The organism is Catellatospora coxensis (genome assembly GCF_016862635.1).
Taxonomy (GTDB): Bacteria; Actinomycetota; Actinomycetes; order Mycobacteriales; family Micromonosporaceae; genus Catellatospora; species Catellatospora coxensis.
The window spans coordinates 18,933-34,724 of the sequence record NZ_BONI01000090.1 but is presented as its reverse complement, the minus strand read 5'-3'; the positions used below and the strand labels follow the sequence as shown (position 1 = coordinate 34,724).

The 15,792-nt window shown below is 72.0% G+C and carries 19 protein-coding genes; 1 reads left to right on the top strand and 18 read right to left on the bottom strand.

Annotated elements, in window-relative coordinates:
- Window positions 1–109: 109 nt before the first annotated feature.
- From Cco03nite_RS35910 to Cco03nite_RS35890, 5 genes are all read right to left on the bottom strand, one after another.
- Window positions 110–1,882: a nickel-dependent hydrogenase large subunit gene (locus Cco03nite_RS35910; RefSeq protein ID WP_203698467.1), complete on the bottom strand. Its 1,773-nt coding sequence runs from the start codon at window positions 1,880–1,882 to the stop codon at window positions 110–112.
- 70 nt (window positions 1,883–1,952) lie between these two features.
- On the bottom strand, window positions 1,953–3,008 hold the full coding sequence (locus Cco03nite_RS35905; protein WP_203698466.1) for an NADH-quinone oxidoreductase subunit B family protein: 1,056 nt from the start codon (window positions 3,006–3,008) through the stop codon (window positions 1,953–1,955).
- A complete protein-coding gene (locus tag Cco03nite_RS35900; protein WP_203698465.1) occupies window positions 2,980–3,714 on the bottom strand; it encodes a D-sedoheptulose-7-phosphate isomerase in 735 nt (244 codons plus the stop codon). The genes Cco03nite_RS35905 and Cco03nite_RS35900 overlap by 29 nt, the downstream gene beginning before the upstream one ends.
- Window positions 3,711–3,956, bottom strand: a complete 246-nt coding sequence (locus tag Cco03nite_RS35895; protein ID WP_203698464.1) for a HypC/HybG/HupF family hydrogenase formation chaperone — start codon at window positions 3,954–3,956, stop codon at window positions 3,711–3,713. Before Cco03nite_RS35895 ends, Cco03nite_RS35900 begins: the two co-directional genes overlap by 4 nt.
- Complete coding sequence (locus Cco03nite_RS35890; RefSeq protein ID WP_203698463.1) at window positions 3,953–4,516, bottom strand: phosphoheptose isomerase family protein; 564 nt, start codon at window positions 4,514–4,516, stop codon at window positions 3,953–3,955. The genes Cco03nite_RS35895 and Cco03nite_RS35890 overlap by 4 nt, the downstream gene beginning before the upstream one ends.
- Before the next feature lie 130 nt (window positions 4,517–4,646).
- Between Cco03nite_RS35890 and Cco03nite_RS35885 the strand changes: the two genes are divergently transcribed.
- Window positions 4,647–5,408 carry a SanA/YdcF family protein gene (locus Cco03nite_RS35885; RefSeq protein WP_203698462.1) on the top strand — a complete coding sequence of 254 codons (762 nt, stop codon included), beginning with the start codon at window positions 4,647–4,649 and terminating at the stop codon, window positions 5,406–5,408.
- A gap of 6 nt (window positions 5,409–5,414) precedes the next feature.
- Here the strand turns inward: Cco03nite_RS35885 and Cco03nite_RS35880 are convergent, their stop codons facing one another.
- The 13 genes from Cco03nite_RS35880 to Cco03nite_RS35820 all read right to left on the bottom strand — a co-directional run bounded on the left by Cco03nite_RS35880 (window position 5,415) and on the right by Cco03nite_RS35820 (window position 15,740).
- The gene (locus tag Cco03nite_RS35880) at window positions 5,415–6,248 is read right to left on the bottom strand and encodes an SDR family NAD(P)-dependent oxidoreductase (protein ID WP_203698461.1); all 834 of its coding nucleotides are present in this window, start codon (window positions 6,246–6,248) and stop codon (window positions 5,415–5,417) included.
- 88 nt (window positions 6,249–6,336) lie between these two features.
- Window positions 6,337–6,987, bottom strand: coding sequence for a phosphatase PAP2 family protein (locus tag Cco03nite_RS35875; protein ID WP_203698459.1), 651 nt, complete (start codon window positions 6,985–6,987; stop codon window positions 6,337–6,339).
- A gap of 52 nt (window positions 6,988–7,039) precedes the next feature.
- On the bottom strand, window positions 7,040–7,675 hold the full coding sequence (locus Cco03nite_RS35870) for a MerR family transcriptional regulator (RefSeq protein WP_239167934.1): 636 nt from the start codon (window positions 7,673–7,675) through the stop codon (window positions 7,040–7,042).
- Between the two features lie 148 nt (window positions 7,676–7,823).
- Window positions 7,824–8,288, bottom strand: a complete 465-nt coding sequence (locus Cco03nite_RS35865) for a bifunctional nuclease family protein (RefSeq protein WP_203698458.1) — start codon at window positions 8,286–8,288, stop codon at window positions 7,824–7,826.
- A gap of 139 nt (window positions 8,289–8,427) precedes the next feature.
- The gene (ftsR, locus tag Cco03nite_RS35860; RefSeq protein ID WP_239167933.1) at window positions 8,428–9,165 is read right to left on the bottom strand and encodes a transcriptional regulator FtsR; all 738 of its coding nucleotides are present in this window, start codon (window positions 9,163–9,165) and stop codon (window positions 8,428–8,430) included.
- Window positions 9,162–9,602: an oxoglutarate dehydrogenase inhibitor Odhl gene (gene odhI / locus Cco03nite_RS35855; RefSeq protein WP_203698457.1), complete on the bottom strand. Its 441-nt coding sequence runs from the start codon at window positions 9,600–9,602 to the stop codon at window positions 9,162–9,164. The genes ftsR and odhI overlap by 4 nt, the downstream gene beginning before the upstream one ends.
- Window positions 9,603–9,769: 167 nt before the next feature.
- Window positions 9,770–10,147, bottom strand: coding sequence for a glycine cleavage system protein GcvH (gcvH, locus tag Cco03nite_RS35850; RefSeq protein WP_203698456.1), 378 nt, complete (start codon window positions 10,145–10,147; stop codon window positions 9,770–9,772).
- A 42-nt stretch (window positions 10,148–10,189) separates the two neighbouring features.
- Window positions 10,190–11,098, bottom strand: coding sequence for a DUF881 domain-containing protein (locus tag Cco03nite_RS35845; RefSeq protein ID WP_203698455.1), 909 nt, complete (start codon window positions 11,096–11,098; stop codon window positions 10,190–10,192).
- 8 nt (window positions 11,099–11,106) lie between these two features.
- Window positions 11,107–11,439 (bottom strand): small basic family protein, encoded by a 333-nt coding sequence (locus tag Cco03nite_RS35840; protein WP_203698454.1) that lies wholly within the window; start codon window positions 11,437–11,439, stop codon window positions 11,107–11,109.
- Complete coding sequence (locus Cco03nite_RS35835) at window positions 11,436–12,347, bottom strand: DUF881 domain-containing protein (protein WP_203698453.1); 912 nt, start codon at window positions 12,345–12,347, stop codon at window positions 11,436–11,438. Before Cco03nite_RS35835 ends, Cco03nite_RS35840 begins: the two co-directional genes overlap by 4 nt.
- A 64-nt stretch (window positions 12,348–12,411) precedes the next feature.
- A complete protein-coding gene (clsA, locus tag Cco03nite_RS35830) occupies window positions 12,412–13,026 on the bottom strand; it encodes a cardiolipin synthase ClsA (protein ID WP_239167932.1) in 615 nt (204 codons plus the stop codon).
- A gap of 208 nt (window positions 13,027–13,234) precedes the next feature.
- Window positions 13,235–14,374, bottom strand: a complete 1,140-nt coding sequence (locus tag Cco03nite_RS35825) for a cellulose binding domain-containing protein (protein ID WP_203698452.1) — start codon at window positions 14,372–14,374, stop codon at window positions 13,235–13,237.
- 169 nt (window positions 14,375–14,543) lie between these two features.
- On the bottom strand, window positions 14,544–15,740 hold the full coding sequence (locus Cco03nite_RS35820) for a hypothetical protein (RefSeq protein ID WP_203698451.1): 1,197 nt from the start codon (window positions 15,738–15,740) through the stop codon (window positions 14,544–14,546).
- Window positions 15,741–15,792: the final 52 nt, after the last annotated feature.

Genomic DNA, 15,792 nt, shown 5'->3' with positions numbered 1-15,792 from the left:
GAGCCGGACTGTGCCCATGATTCCCTCGCTCCGCTCGCTCATGCCGCCGCCTCCGGCGTCGCCATGAGCCGGACTGTGCCCATGATTCCCTCGCTCCGCTCGCTCATGATCACGCCGCACCGGAGGCGAAGGCGTGCGGGGTGTGCAGCTTCTTGAGCACCGAGCCGTTGCCGGTGTACATGTGCACGCCGCAGGGCAGGCACGGGTCGAAGCTGCGTACCGCGCGCATGATGTCGATGCCCTTGAAGTTCTCCTGGGAGTTCTCCTCGAAGATGGGCGTGTTCTGCACCGCGTCCTCGTACGGGCCCGGGGTGCCGAAGCGGTCGCGCACGCTGCCGTTCCAGGGCGTCGGCGGGTACGGGTGGTAGTTGGCGATCTTCCCGTCGCGGATGACCATGTGGTGCGACAGCACCCCGCGTACCGCCTCGGTGAAGCCGACGCTGTTCGCGTCCTTGGGCACCTTGAAGGGCTCCCAGGTCTGGGTGCGCCCGGCCCGCACCTCGGCGAGCGCCTTCTCGCAGGCGTGCAGCGCGACGGCGGCGGCGTACGCCTGGAAGTAGGTGCGGGCGCGGTTGCGCTCCAGCGCGTTGCTCCACTTCGGGATCTTCCACTCGAAGGTGGCCTCCGGCCGGGTCAGCGTCTTCGGCAGGTTGATCACGACGCTGTGCCCGGTCGCCTTGACGTAGCCGATGTCGACCAGGCCGGACAGCGCGGTGGACCACAGCCGGGCGATCGGGCCGCCGCCGGTGTCCAGGGCCAGGTGGTCGCTGCCGTCGAACCAGCGCGGCGACATGACCCAGGAGTACGCCCCGTCGAAGTCGCGTTTCTGCGGCCTGGGCAGGGTGTGCTGGTTCCACGGGTGGCGCACGTCGACCGGGTTGCCCAGCGGGTCCCGCTTGACGAAGACCTCCTGGCCCTGCCAGTCGTCGTAGTAGGAGCTGCCGAGCAGGATGCGGATGCCGAGGTTGATGTCGACCAGGTCGTTGGTGACGAGCTTGCCGTCGACCACGATGCCCGGCGTGACGAACATCTTCTTGCCCCACTCGCTCATCCGCTCGTAGGTGAAGTCGCAGTGGTCGGGGTCGTTGAGCGCGCCCCAGCAGCCCAGCAGCACCCGCCGCCGGCCGACCTCCTCGTAGCCGGGCAGCGCGTCGTAGAAGAAGTCGAACAGGTCGTCGTGCATGGGCACGACCCGCTTCATGAACTCGACGTAGCGCATCAGCCGGGACAGGTAGTCGGTGAACAGCTGCACCGTGGCGACCGTGCCGACACCGCCCGGGTACAGCGTGGACGGGTGCACGTGCCTGCCCTCCATCAGGCAGAACATCTCCCGGGTGGACCGGCTGACCTGCAGCGCCTCGCGGTAGAACTCCCCTTCCAGCGGGTTCAGCGAGGTCATGATCTCGGCGATGGTCTTGTAGCCGTGCTGCTCGGCGTGCGGCGCGGGGGTGTTCTTCGCCTTCTCCCACACGCCCGGGTTGGTCTCGCGGACCATCTTCTCGCAGTAGTCCACCCCGACCAGGTTCTCCTGGAAGATGTTGTGGTCGAACATGTACTCGGCGGCCTCGCCGAGGTTGACGATCCACTCGCCCAGGTGCGGCGGCTGCACGCCGTACGCCATGTTCTGGTTGTAGACCGAGCAGGTGGCGTGGTTGTCGCCGCAGATGCCGCAGATCCGGCTGGTGATGAAGTGGGCGTCGCGCGGATCCTTGCCCTTCATGAAGATGCTGTAGCCGCGGAACACCGACGAGGTGCTGTAGCACTCGACGACCCGGCGGGCCTTCCAATCGATCTTGGTGTAGATGCCGAGGCTGCCGACGATCCGGGTGATCGGATCCCACGACATCTCGACGAGGCCCTCCGCGGCCGTCTGCGTCGCCATGCTCGTCCTCAACGCCTTTCTGATCAGGCTGTGTCACGGATCGCCCGCAGTGCGGGCTCCCTGCCGCTGGTCAGCGGTGGTAGCCGGTGGTGAGTTCGGTGCCCCGGCGCCGCCACTTGGGCTCCTTGTCCACGGTCTTGCCGGTGATGTTGCGCAGCCGGCGGATCATCGCGCCGTACACGCCGCTGCCGGCCGAGGACACGGTCGCGCCGGGCGGCTCGTCCATGAACGGCATGAACTTGTCCGGGAAACCCGGCATGGTGCAGCCGATGCAGATGCCGCCCACGTTCGGGCAGCCGCCGATGCCGTTCATCCAGCCGCGTTTGGGCACGTTGCACTTGACGACCGGGCCCCAGCAGCCGATCTTCACGATGCACTCGGGCGTGCCGTAGTGCGTGGCGAACTGGCCCTGCTCGTAGTAGCCGCCCCGGTCGCAGCCCTCGTGCACGGTCTGCCCGAACAGCCACTGCGGCCGCAGCTTGTCGTCCAGCGGGATCATCGGGGCCTGCCCGGCCGCCTGGTAGAGCAGGTAGGTGATGGTCTCGGCGAGGTTGTCCGGCTGGATCGGGCAGCCCGGCACGCACACGATCGGGATGCCCGCCGCCGAGCGCCAGTCCCAGCCCAGGTAGTCGGGCACGCCCATGGCCCCGGTCGGGTTGCCGGACATGGCGTGGATGCCGCCGTACGTGGCGCAGGTGCCGACCGCGAGCACCGCGAGGGCCTTGGGCGCGAGCCGGTCCAGCCACTCACTCGTGGTGATCGGCTGCCCCGTTGCCGGGTCGGTGCCGAAGGCGGCCCAGTAGCCCTCTTCCTTGATCGACTCGTTCGGGATGGACCCTTCGATCACCAGCACGAACGGCTCCAGCTCGCCCCGGTCGGCCTTGTGGAACCAGGACAGGAAGTCGTCGGCCCCGCCGTCCGGCCCGCACTCGAAGTCGATCAGCGGCCAGTGCACCGCGATCTTCGGCAGGCCCGGCAGCGCGCCGAGCGCGATCTCCTCGATGCTCGGCTGCGTCGCCGCGGTCAGCGCGACCGAGTCGCCGTCGCAGCTGAGTCCTGCGTTGATCCAGAGAATGTGGATCGGCCGCTCATCGGTGTCAGCAGGCTGTGCCTGTGTTGCGGTCATCAGCGAACACCCCCTGTGCCGCCCCCGGGCGGCTTCGGGCGCCGGCCAGCTCCGCCACGGTCAGCTCCCACAGCACGTGGCAGGTGGTGGTCTGCGCCTCCTGGATGCGGTGCACCGACGGCGACCGCACGACGAACAAGTGGTCCACGGCGCCCGGCTCGGCCAGCCGTCCACCGCCGCCGCCGCTGAACCCGACGGTGACCATGCCGCAGCGGCGCGCCCGGTCGAACGCGGCGAGCAGGTTCGGCGAGTTCCCGCTGGTGGAGAAGCCCACGGCGACGTCACCGGGCCGGGCGTGCGCGGCGACCTGCCGGGCGAACACCGCCTCCACGCCGACGTCGTTGGCCAGCGCGCTGACCACCGCCACATCGGCGCTGAGCGCGTACGCCGCCAGCACCGGCGCGCCGTAGCCCGGCGGCGGGTCGACGAACAGGTCGGCGCAGGCCTGGGCGTCGGTCGCGCTGCCGCCGTTGCCGAACGCGAACAGCCGCCCGCCGGTGTCCAGCGCCACGGCCAGTGCCCGCGCGCACGCGGCCAGCGCCTCGCCCTGCTCGGTGAGCACCTGGGCGCGCAGCGCCGCCGCCTCCCGCAGCTTGCCGGCGGTGGACACCACCAGCTCGGCCGTGAACGCGTCCACGGCCGGCGCGGGCTGCGCGTACAGGAAGGGGTACAGGGCGCCCAGGTGCGCCGGGGCGGCGTTGCTCACCCGGCCACCTCCGGCAGCACCCGGATGGCCTCACCCGCGTGCACCAGTACGGTGTCGCCGACCCGCGCGGCGACCAGCGCGACGCTGATCTCCTCCGGGCCCGCACCCGCGTCGGCCATCGCCAGCCCACCGGGCAGCAGCAGCACCACGGTCGCCGGGACCGCGGTGTCCGAGCAGGTCACACACGAGCCGCCGGCCAGGTCGGCCACGGCCCGCAGCTCCACCGGGATGGCGTGCCTCATGGCGCGACCCCGTCCGGGCCGTGTTCCAGCAGCGCGTGGGTCAGTTCCCAGAGCAGGTGGTACGCCGACACCTGCAGCTCCCGCAGCACGAGCGGATCGTCGGCCGGCAGGCTGAGCAGGTGGTCCACCCCCGGCCCGGCCCACCGCCGCCCCACCAACGCCACCGTCAGCAACCCGCGCTCCCCCGCCGCGGCCAGCGCCGCCGCGACCGGCCCCGCGACGGGCGAGGGCTCGGTGACTCGGAGTACGGGGGCGGCGCATACGGCCAGGGCGAGGTCGGACGGGGCGGCGTGGCGCAGGTGGTGGGCGGCGCGGGAGGCGTGGTGGGCCACGGCGGGCAGGGCGCGCTTTCCGACGATCACCGGGTGGACGAACTCGACCGCGATGTGGCGGGCGTCGGCGTCGTCGTCGCCGAAGGCGTGCAGGACGCCGCCCGCACGGAACCGCCGGGCCATCGCCGTCGCGGCCGCCACGAGGTCCGGAGCGGACTCGACCAGGTCTGCCCCGGGCCGCTCGCGCCGCTGCGCGAGGGCCGTGGTCAGCACCGCGGCCGCGGTCATACCTGCCCCCCGTGGCTAGGTTCCGTCCTGACTCACCATAGCGGCGATATCATCTCAAGAGCCGCGAATCGCCCTAGTAGCCGTGGATGCGGGTCGCCCCGCGTGGCGGGCATACGCGATGATGCCGCGCATGGCGTCCCACCTGGAACATCCCGAGAACGGCACGGGCGGTCCGGAGCACACCGACACCGACACCGGCGCCGGCACGCCGCCCGGCCCGTCGCGGCGGCCACGGCGCGGGTGGCGCATCGCGCGCCGGGTGGTGCTGCTCGGCGTGCTCGCCGCGGTGCTCGCGCTGGTGGGCAGCGTCGGCTGGGTGCGCTGGCAGGCCGCCGGGCACGTGTACACGGCCGCGGACGTGCCCGAGGCCCCGGTCGCCCTGGTGCTGGGCGCGCAGGTGCACGACAACGGCTCGCCCTCGGGCTTCCTGGAGGCCCGCCTCGACATCGCCCGCCGGCTCTACGAGACCGGCAAGGTGCGCGCCGTGCTGGTCTCCGGCGACCACGGCCAGTGGACCTACGACGAGCCCGACGCCATGCGCCAGTGGCTGATCGACCGCGGCGTGCCCGACCGCAAGGTGGTCGCCGACCACGCCGGCTTCGACACGTACGACTCCTGCCAGCGGGCCGTCCGGGTGTTCGGGGTACGGCAGCTCATCGTGATCACCCAGAGCTTCCACATCGACCGGGCCGTCGCGCTGTGCCGCGAGGCGGGCATCGACGCCACCGGGGTCGGCGACGACACCGCCCGCCGCTTCGGCTCCTTCTGGACCAAAGCCGTCGTCCGCGAACAGGGCGCCTGCGTGAAAGCCATGCTCGACGTGCTCACCAACCGCGACCCCGTCTTCCTCGGCCGCCACGAGCCCGGCATCGACGACGCCCTCCGCGACTGACCCGGCTCAGGCGGCCGCGGCCACGTGGAGGCGGGCGGCGGTGACGTCCTCGAACTCCTTGGTGCGGGCGGCCAGGGCCATGGTGAGGAACTGGCCGGCGTCCTCGCCGACCGGCAGGCGCAGCGGTGGTTCGGCCAGGCCGACCAGGCGGTGGACCGCTTCGGCGAACAGTTCCGGCGGGTTGAGCTCCGGATTGCCGCGCATGGCGCGCAGGCCCTCGATCATCGGGCCCTCGACCTGCTCGTAGGCGCCCACCCGCCGGCGCGGCATGGCCGCCGACTCGCCGTACAGGGTGCTGAACCCGCCGGGCTGCACGATGGTGACCTTCACCCCCAGGTGCGCCGACTCCTGCGCCAGCGACTCGGCCAGACCCTCCAGCGCGAACTTGCTGGCCGTGTACGCCGCGAGCCCGGGGAACGGCACCATGCCCGCGATCGAGGAGACGAACACCGCGTGCCCGCCGCCCTGCGCTCGCCACAGCGGCAGCACCAGCCGGGCCAGCCGCCACGGCCCGTACACGTTGGTCGCGAACTGCGCCGCCAGCTCCCCGTCGGAGACCTCCTCCACCGCGCCGCACTGGCCGTACCCGGCGTTGTTGACGAGCACGTCGACGCCGCCGAAGCGACGGGCCGCGGCGGTCACCACGGCCGCGCAGGCGACCGGGTCGCAGACGTCCAGCGCCAGGGTCAGCACCGTGTCCGGATAGCGCTCGGCCAGGTCGGCCAGCGTCTCGGGCCGGCGGGCCGTGGCCACCACCCGCTCGCCCGCCTGCGCCAACCGCTCCACCAGCGCCCGGCCCAGCCCGGTCGAGCATCCCGTCACCAGCCAGCGTCGTGCCATCGCCGCCACCCCTCGCGTCTCCCGCGGTCCCCTGTGGACCGCTGGGTGACCAGACTGGCAGCGGATATGTACGTACGACAATGTAAGATTACGGACGGGAATGATTTAGCCACATAGCGTGAGTCACGATCGCGAGCGGCACTGCGGCCAGCGCGACCAGCCACCCGCCGAGCACATCGGACGGCCAATGCACGACCAGCGCCACCCGGCTCGCCCCCACCAGCAGCGCCCAGCCGCCGACCCCCGCCACCAGCGCCACCCGCTGCCAGCTGGCCCGCAGCAGCGGCCAGGCGAGCACCAGCAGCAGCAACGCGCCGGTCGCGAAGTGGCTGGTGTGGCCGGACGGGTAGGACCAGCCCGCCGCCAGGCCAAGCATCTCCTCCGGGCGGTGCCGGGCCACCAGCGCGTGCACGGTCAGCCGCAGCGCCGCGCTGGCCGCCACCGCCGCGCACACGAACCCCAGCTGAGTGAGCAGCCGGCGGCGCAGCAGGAAGCCGAGCGTGAACGCGAGCACCGATAGCAGCACCACCGTGTCACCGGTGCGGGTGACCGCGGTCATCGCGGACCGCCACATCGGATACTCCAGCGCCAGCCGGTGCGCGGCCGCGCTGACGACGGCGTCCTGCTCCACCAGCGGCGTCCAGGTGGCCTCGACCGCGAAGGTCAGCAGCGCGTACGCCGCCACGGCGGCAGCCGCCGTCCACAGCCAACGACGACGGGCGTCGGGTTGCACCAGCATGGGAAGTTCTTACCGCCCGGCCGTGACGCCGGTCACACGGGGGTGCCGGGCGCTAGCCGGCCCGGCGCCGCGCCCGGCGGGCGGCCAGCTCGTCGGTGACGCCCAGTGGCAGCACGGCCGGCGCGAACGGGGTGACCGTCGCCTCCTCGACCTCGGTGCCGCGCTCGGCGGGCAGGTGCGACAGCGAACCCTGGATCTCCTTGAACGCGCCGCCGATGGCGATGCCGAACACGCCCTGCCCGCCCTGCAGCAGGTCCACGACCTCCTCCGGCGAGCGGCAGTCGTACACCGAGGTGCCGTCGGAGATGAGCGTGATGGTGGCCAGGTCGTCGGCGTCGTACGCCCGCAGCGTCTCGATCGCGCGGCGGATGTTCTGCAGCGACACCCCGGCGTCCAGCAGCCGTTTGACCACCTTCAGCACGACCAGGTCGCGGAACGAGTAGAGGCGCTGGGTGCCCGAGCCGGACGCGTCGCGGATGCTCGGCACCACCAGCCCGGTGCGGGCCCAGTAGTCCAGCTGCCGGTAGCTGATGCCGACCGCGTGGCAGGCCGTCACGCCCCGATAGCCGAGCGAACCGCCCTGCACGTCCGAGTCCGCATCCTCCGCCACGCCGCCGCGCAACGCGGCCGCACCACCGGGACGACCTGGGTCACTACCAGAGGTTTGCGGATCGTGGAGCTGGTTCATGCGACTACCTCCCGCTGAGTGTCGACTTGGACCAGCCTATAGCGGATCGCGCCGACCGGCGGGGAGGTAACGCTGCGACACGCCACATTCGAGACTCGGAGCGTCACTTTTCGGTGACCCGATCGTTAACGGGCGCCTTCCGCGCTCGCTAGCTCGCGAAGTCCTCCGGACGCACCTGCTCCAGGAACTCGCGGAACTTCTCGACCTCGTCCTCCTGCTCGTCCGGGATGATGATCCCGGCCTCGTCGAGCACGCGCTCCGCGCAGCGCACCGGCGCGCCCACCCGCAGCGCCAGGGCGATCGCGTCGCTGGGCCGCGCCGACACCCGCACCGAGTCGCCGATGAGCAGGTCGGCGTAGAAGATGCTGTCCTTCAGCTCGACGATCTCCACGGCCTTGAGCGGCGCGGACAGCGCCTGCAGCAGGTCCCGGAGAAGATCATGAGTGAGCGGCCGGGCCGGCTTGACGCCCTGCTGCTCGTAGGCGATCGCCGTCGCCTCGACCGCGCCGATCCAGATCGGCAGGTAGCGGTCCCCGTCCACCTCACGCAGCAGGACGATCGGCTGGTTGGTGGGCAGTTCGACCCTTACCCCGATCACGCTCAGCTCGCGCACCGTCTCGCCTCCGTCGCGTCTGCCTGGGGCCGGTGTCCGGCGGGCCCGCCTGGCGGCGGACCGTACGACACTGCGCCTCTCAGCCTCTCCTACTGCACGCTACACGCCCACGCGCACCGTCGGCTCGTACGACCGCCGGTCAGCCGCCGAGCGCGTCGTTGAGCCCGGAACGCAGCAGCGCCACGTGCAGCCGCTGCGACAGGACGGTCAGCTCCCGCATCGTCTCGGCCGCCCGCGCGCGGGCCGTGGGATCCTGCTGGCGCATCAGCGGGGCCACCAGCTGGGCGTAGAGCCCGGCCTCCCGGTCCGCCGCGACCCGGTACGCGCGCAGGTGCCGAGGCTCGACGCCGTACTCGGCGAGCTGGCCGGCCACCTCGGCGACCGCCAGCGCGTCCCCGTCGAACCACTCCCCGGCCCGCGCGGTGACCAGCCCGTGCCGCTCCAGGTCGGCCAGCAGCGCCTCGGTGATCCCGGCGCGGTGGCACAACTCCTGGCGGCGCAGCCGCTCGTCGACCGGCTCCGCCACGGCCTCGGGCCGGTGGTCGTCGCCGACCGCGACCAGGGTCGGGCGCGCCTGGGTCAGGTGCGCGCCTTCGGACAACTGCTCGCGGATGACGCGCAGGGGCAGATACTGGTCACGCTGCGCGGCAAGGATGAAACGCAGCCGCGCCACATCCTCGCGGCTGTATTTGCGGTAGCCGGACGACGTGCGCTGCGGCTCCACCAGACCCTCCGTCTCGAGGAATCGCAGCTTCGAGATGGTGATGTCCGGAAAGTCGGAACGTAGCAGCCCGAGCACCTCGCCGATGCTCATCAGCGCGTGTGCCCGCGCCGCCCCGCTCCCGCCGCCGGCCGACGCCGGCACCGCTGCTGTCATGCCTCCTCGGCGCGCGGGCCGGCCACGTACAGCAGGCGGAACTTGCCGACCTGCACCTCGTCGCCGTTGTTGAGCGTGGCCGACTCGACCCGCTCCCGGTTGACGTACGTGCCGTTGAGGCTGCCCACGTCGCGCACGGTGAACGTGGACCCGTCCCGGTGGAACTCGGCGTGCCGGCGGGAGACCGTCACGTCGTCGAGGAAGATGTCGCTGTCGGGGTGACGGCCACTCGTCGTCACGTCGTGGTCGAGCAGGAAGCGGGCGCCCGCGTTGGGGCCGCGACGCACCACCAGCAGGGCCATGCCCGGCGGCAGCTGTCCCGAGACCCGCCCCGGGGCCACGTCAGACTCCGGCCCTTCCAGCGCCTCCTCCAGGGAGCCGAGGTGCAGGGTCGACGTGACGTCGAGCTGGGGGAACTCGTCGTCTGGTCGCGTCATCGGACCACCTCACGGTCATATCGGCCACGAAATACGTGGAACTGCTATGGGCACCGGGTAGGGCATTACTCGACGTCAGCGGCGAGCTTAGGGAGCGAGCCTAGCGACCCTGGAAATGAAGGGTCAACCGGACTCGCGGGTCCCGATTCACGCCCCTGAATGAAGGTTCAGCTCTGGGTCAGCTCACGGTACGCCGCCGCGTCGAGAAGCGCATCCAGCGCGGACGGATCGGCGATCTCGATCTCGACGAGCCAGCCCTCGCCGTACGGGTCCGTGTTGATCAGGTCGGGCGAGTCCACGAGGGCCTCGTTGCGGGCGGTCACCGTGCCGCTGAGCGGGGCGTAGATCTCCGACACGCTCTTGGTGGACTCGACCTCGCCGAAAGACTCGCCGGACGCCACGACCTGGCCGGTCTCGGGCAGCTGCACGTACACGATGTCGCCCAGCGCGTCCTGCGCGAAATGGGTGATGCCCACCCGGACCGACCCGCCCTTCGTGGTGACCCACTCGTGCTCGGCGGTGTACTTCAGGTCCTCAGGAATCACGGTCGTGCCCTTTCGCTCCAGGCCGTCGTGTGGCCGCGCCCGTCAGGAGACGGGCTTCGCGTACTCCAGGTTCGGCGTGCCCCGCACCGCGGTGATGTCGACCGGGTGCGGATCACTGACGATCACGTTACCGCCGTCGCCGCGCACATCGTCAACCACCCCGCCGCGGAACTCCATGGCCTTGTCCAGGTCTTCCGGGCCGATCGCGGTCACCGTGTACGGCCCGGTCAGCCGCACCCCGTCGACGTCGATGCCACCGCCGCCGACGTCGACGAAGTGGGTGGATGCGATCACCCGCACCGAGCCGCCGGTCCCGTCGACCTGGATCGCCTCGGCGCCCGCACCGCGCAGCTCCTGGATCGCGTTGACCAGGTGCTCCGCGGTGATCGGCTCGGCGCCGTCGGAGAGGGTCAGGGTGATGCCCGAGCCCTGGGCCTTGAGCGTGCCGGCCAGGATGCCCAGGTCGTCGGCGCGCTCCTGCGCCTCCTTGAGGATCTGCTCCCGGCTGGACGCGCCGGAGGCCAGCTCGCGCTTGTTCGCCTCGAGCTCGGTGATGTCCTGGCGCAGCCGGGCCGCCCGCGAGTCGAGGTCGGCGAGGATGACGTAGAGGTCCTCCTCGCGCAGCGACTGGTAACCCTCGTCCGCGGAGTTGCTCTTGAGCTGGACGGCCAGCGTGAAGCCGAGCAGCACCAGCAGCAGGCCGATGACCGCGCCCGCACCGCTGAGCCGCCGCTTCGCCGCGCTGTCCGGGGCGTCGTCGGAGGCGTCCGCCGCCGGCCGCTCCTGCGCCCCCGTGCCGCCGGGCTCCGTGTCGCCAGGGCCCGTGTCGCCGGGCTCCGGGGCGGCATCCGGCACCGCGGTGTCCGCCGCGTCGGCCGGAGCGCCCGCCACGGGCACGGTCGGCTCGTCGCCCTGCCCGGGGTCGATCGGCTGAGTCTTCTCGTCGCTCACCGCTGCACCTAAGCCTTGAACAGCCGGCGCCGGATCGCCGCCACGTTGCCGAAGATCCGCACGCCGAGCACGACGACGACGCCGATGGACAGCTGGCCACCCACGCCCAGCTTGTCACCGAGGTACACGATGAAGGCCGCGACCAGGACGTTCGAGATGAATGAGATCACGAACTGCTTGTCGTCGAAGATCCCGTCGAGCTTGGCGCGCAGGCCGCCGAAGACCGCGTCCAGCGCGGCCACCACGGCGATCGGCAGGTAGGGCTGCAGCGCGTCCGGGACGGTGGGGTTGAGCACGACGCCCAGCACCACCCCGGCGATCAACGCCAGTACTGCGATCACTTGCCACCTCCCGAGGGCGAGGTTGAGGGTGCGGGCGAGCCGGAGGGCGAGGGCTGCGGCACGCGGGCGAACTGCAGCCGCGGCATCACCGCCGCCGGCAGCTCCAGGTCGTCCTTTTCGTCGACCTCGAAGCCGACTTCGAAACGCTTGTCGTCGCGCAGGTTGCGGAAGTTCTCCGCCGCCGCCGAGTCGTTGAACCGGTCCGCCATGTTCGACGGCCCGATCGCGGCCACCTCGTACGGCCCGATGATGTGCGCGTTGCCGATCAGGATCGCCGAGCCGGCGGTGCGGATCGGGGTGACCGAGGTCAGCCGCCGCCCGTTCACCGAGATCGCCTCCGCGCCGGCCGCCCACAGCGCGTTCGTCACCTGCTGCAGGTCGTAGTCGAGCACCCGGGCCAGCCGCTCGGTGCCCGCGTTGGGGCCGTCGGTGAGGGTCACCACCACACCGTCGCCGGTGACCTTGCGCACTCCGGTCGCGGCCTCCAGCTCGCGCAGCCGGCCGATGGCCGTGTCGTCCAGCGCCTGCTCCCGCAGCCGGTTCACCTCGTCCTGGAGGTTCTCCGCGTTCTGGTCGAGCTTGTCGGTCTCCGCGGTGCGCCGCTGGATGTCCTTGATCAGCTCGGTGCGGGTGGTGGCCCGCGCCGGCGCCCGCGCGATGACCTGCTGGTATGCCACGGTGAGCAGCACACCGATGAGCACGCAGGCGATCACGGTGAAGCCCCGGCGGGTCCACCGGGTCGCGGGCGGCAGCGGGCCGCGCTCGCGCCGGGCCCGGGCCGCGTCGGTGTACCCGCCGTCGAGCGGGTCCTGGAACAGGTCGGTGAGCATGTCCGTCTGCCACACCCGCTGCCCCGACGGCGGCGTGGACACCTGCTGCAGCAGCTCCCGGTCCGGGTCGCCGCTCATGCCGTCACCTCGCTGCGCTCACCGACGGCATCACCCAGCCTGCTGATTCGCTCGCCACGCTCGCTCATGCCGCCACCTCGCGGGAGCGCCGCACCACGGCGGCGAACTGCACCAGGTAGAAGATGCCGGCGATCCAGTACAGGACGATGCCCCACCAGCACAGCGCCCAGCCGCTCGCGTACGCGACGGTGTGCACCGGGCCGGTCGGCACGGCCCAGGCGAGCAGCAGGATCGGGAAGCCCATCAGCAGGATGAAGGTGGCCGTCTTGCCGATGTAGTGCACCGGCAGCGGGCCGTAGCCGAGCTTGCGCAGCACCGGGAAGGTCAGCATCAGCAGCACGTCGCGGGCCAGCAGCGCGACCGTGAACTGCCACGGCACGATGTCGCGCACGGTGAAGGCGAGCAGCGTGGCGAGGATGTAGAGGCGGTCGGCGGCCGGGTCGAGCAGCTCGCCGACGCGGCTCACCTGGCCGAGCCGGCGGGCCAGGTAGCCGTCGATCCAGTCGGTGGTGCCGCCGAGGCCCAGCACGACCACGGCCCAGCCGATCTCGTCGGCGACCAGGAAGAGGTAGAGGAAGACCGGCACGCCGAGCAGGCGGGCGAAGCTGATCAGGTTGGGGACGGTGAGGATGCGATCGCGCGATTGCGCGCGGACATCGCCCAGCGGCTGCTGAGCCACCGAGGCCTCCCCTCCGCCGCCGGCTGTAAAAACGACAGCCGGCGCAGGCCGGCCGTATTCACCCGAATCTCCGGACATGATCCGCCGATTCACGACCCCCAGTTGTACCACGTTGCCAGGGGCGGTTGCCGACACGGCGGCAGGCGTCGGTGACGGTACGGAAAAAGGGCGCACCCGCAATGCAGATACGCCCTTTTTGTCCTTTTTATCAGAGCGCCGTGCAGACCGGCACCGGGGTGCCGTTGGCGCCGGTCCAGCTGGCGAGGAACCCGGCCGCGGTGCCCGCGCCCGGTGCCAGGGAACCGTTCCAGCTCACGTTGAGCGTGGTGACCGTGGAGCCGGTCTGGGTGACCTGGCCGTTCCAGCTCTGCGAGATCACCTGGCCGTTCGGGAAGGTGAACCGCACCGACCAGCCGCTGATCGGCACCGTGCCGTTGTTGACCACCCGCAGCTCACCCTGGAAACCGCCCGGCCACTGCCCGACGACCACGTACGTCACCGCGCACGACTTGCCGGTGTTGCCCGACGGCGAGGGCGACGGCGGGCGCGACGGGCTCGGCGAGACCGAGGGCGACGGCGGGGCCGACGGGCTGGGCGAGGCCGACGGGGACGGCGGGTTCGACGGGGTCACCCCGCTGAGCGCCGCGGTCAGCGCCGGGTACCAGCGGTCCGACATCTTCTGGTCACCGGCCGCGTTGGGGTGCACCCCGTCGTACGTGTCGGTCGCGGTGTTGAAGCCCGTCCACTGGTCGACCACGGTGATCGGCGACTGCGCGGTGGTCTTGCCCGCCGCCCAGGCCGGAATGGCGTTGTTGAACGACACCACCCGCGCGGCGCATTCGGCGCAGCTCGACGGGTTCATCGGAATGATCTTCGCCACCAGGATCTTCATGGCCGGATTACTCGCCCGCATCTGGTCGACCAGCTTGCCGAAGGCGGTGAGGATCTGCGTGCTGGGCAGGTTGGACCACACGTCGTTGGTCCCGAGGTGCATCAGCACGACGTCCGGCAGGGTGGCCGACAGCCAGCCGACCAGCTGGTTCTGGTTGGCGATGTTGGTGGCCAGGAAGCCGCCGTGGCCCTCGTTGTCGCCGTCGTGGGCGACCCCGCACCCCTGCGCCGGCAGCGTGCCGACCATGTCGATGTTGGTGTAGCCGGTGCTCTGCAGCCGGTTCCACAGCGTCGCCCGCCAGCAGCCGGGCGACCCGGTGATCGAGTCGCCGAGCGCCATGATGCGGGTCGGAGCGGCGGCGGCGCTGCCGCTGGGAGCGGCGACGACGACGGCCGTCGCGGCCACGAGTGTGCCCAGCAGCGCCGTCAGCGCTGCCCTCACGGTGGGCCTGGACATGAGCGAATCCCCTCACTGGGACGCGCGAAGCCGCCCGCTGCCCACGCGGAGGACCCCACGCTGGTACGAGACAGGACGCCGACGCGGCACGGCGCGGTCGGCGAGATCAGGGTGCGGCCCGGCTCCCGGGGGCCGTCAGAGCCCGCCGTCGATATTAGAGGGTGCGGCGCTACGGCGAAACCGAGCTGACCAGCAGCATGAACAGCAACGCCACCGCGACGATGCCCACACATGCCGCCACCAGCACCAACGTGTGCTGCGGCAGCCGCCGCGCGACCGGCTCGGCTTTCGGGCGGCCGACCGCACGCGCCGGCTCGGCCGACGGCGCGGACTCCGTCAGGTACGGCGGCAGGTACACGGTCGTGCTGAAGGCCGGGGCGGCGAGCACCGACGGCGGCTCGTACCCGGCCGGGGTCAGGTGGTCCCACACCGCCGCCTGCTCCTCCTGCGGCGGCGCCCACGGGCCGGCTGGGTCCGGCTCGACGCCGCTTCCGCCGACACCGCCCGCCCACGTCGCCGTGTCCGACTCGTCGTCGCGCAGCCGCCGCGCCCAGGAGTCCTCCGGAACCGGGTCGGGCTGCGGCACGACAGCCGGCGGCGGGTCCACGGGCCGGGCGGGTCGCGGCTGCCCCGCGAGTTCCACCGGGGAGATCGGGGTGTCCGGGATCAGCCCGACACCGCAGCGGTGGCGCGGGTCGGCGACGGCCCGGCCGGCCGCGGTGATCATCGTGTGCACCGGGTCGGCGGGGTCCAGCCCCGCGGCGTGCTCGCGGGCCTCGGCCAGCAGCTCGTGCGCGTCGTTGAAGCCGCCGCAGTCGCGCCACATCGCGGCCAGCCGCAGCTGCATGCGGATGCCCACGGGGTGCGCCGCGCCGTGGTGCCGCCGGTGCTCGTCGATCACCGTGGCCAGGCGCAGCCGCGCTGTCACGCAGTGGCCCTGGGCGTGCTCGACGGTGGCCAGGTCGCCGCGCGCGGCCAGTACCCGGTCCGAGTCCGGCCCGTCGAGGTCGGCGTACGCGGCGATCAGGTCGAGGTAGCGCTGCACCGCGCGGGCGTGCACCCCCACCCTGGCCAGCACCGCGGCCAGCAGCCCGAGCGCGTGCAGGGTGCGCCGGTCGCGCTCGCCGTACAGCGCCCGCGCCGCCGCGAAGCCGTACGCGGCCCAGCCCCGGGCGGCGTACGGCTCCCCCAGCCCGAGCAGCACCCCGGTCTGCAGCACCACCGCCTCGGCGACGACCGGCGTGGCCTGGGCCGGGTCGGCGGGCACCGTGCCCAGCGCCGCGGACAGCAGGTCGTGCGCGGCCGCCAGCGTCCCGGCCGCGACGTGCTCGCGCGCCCGTGCCACCACGTGCTCTCCGACCGGCATCGCCGCCCGCACCCCCTCGTCACCCGATCGCGGACCGCCACCATGCCGCGTG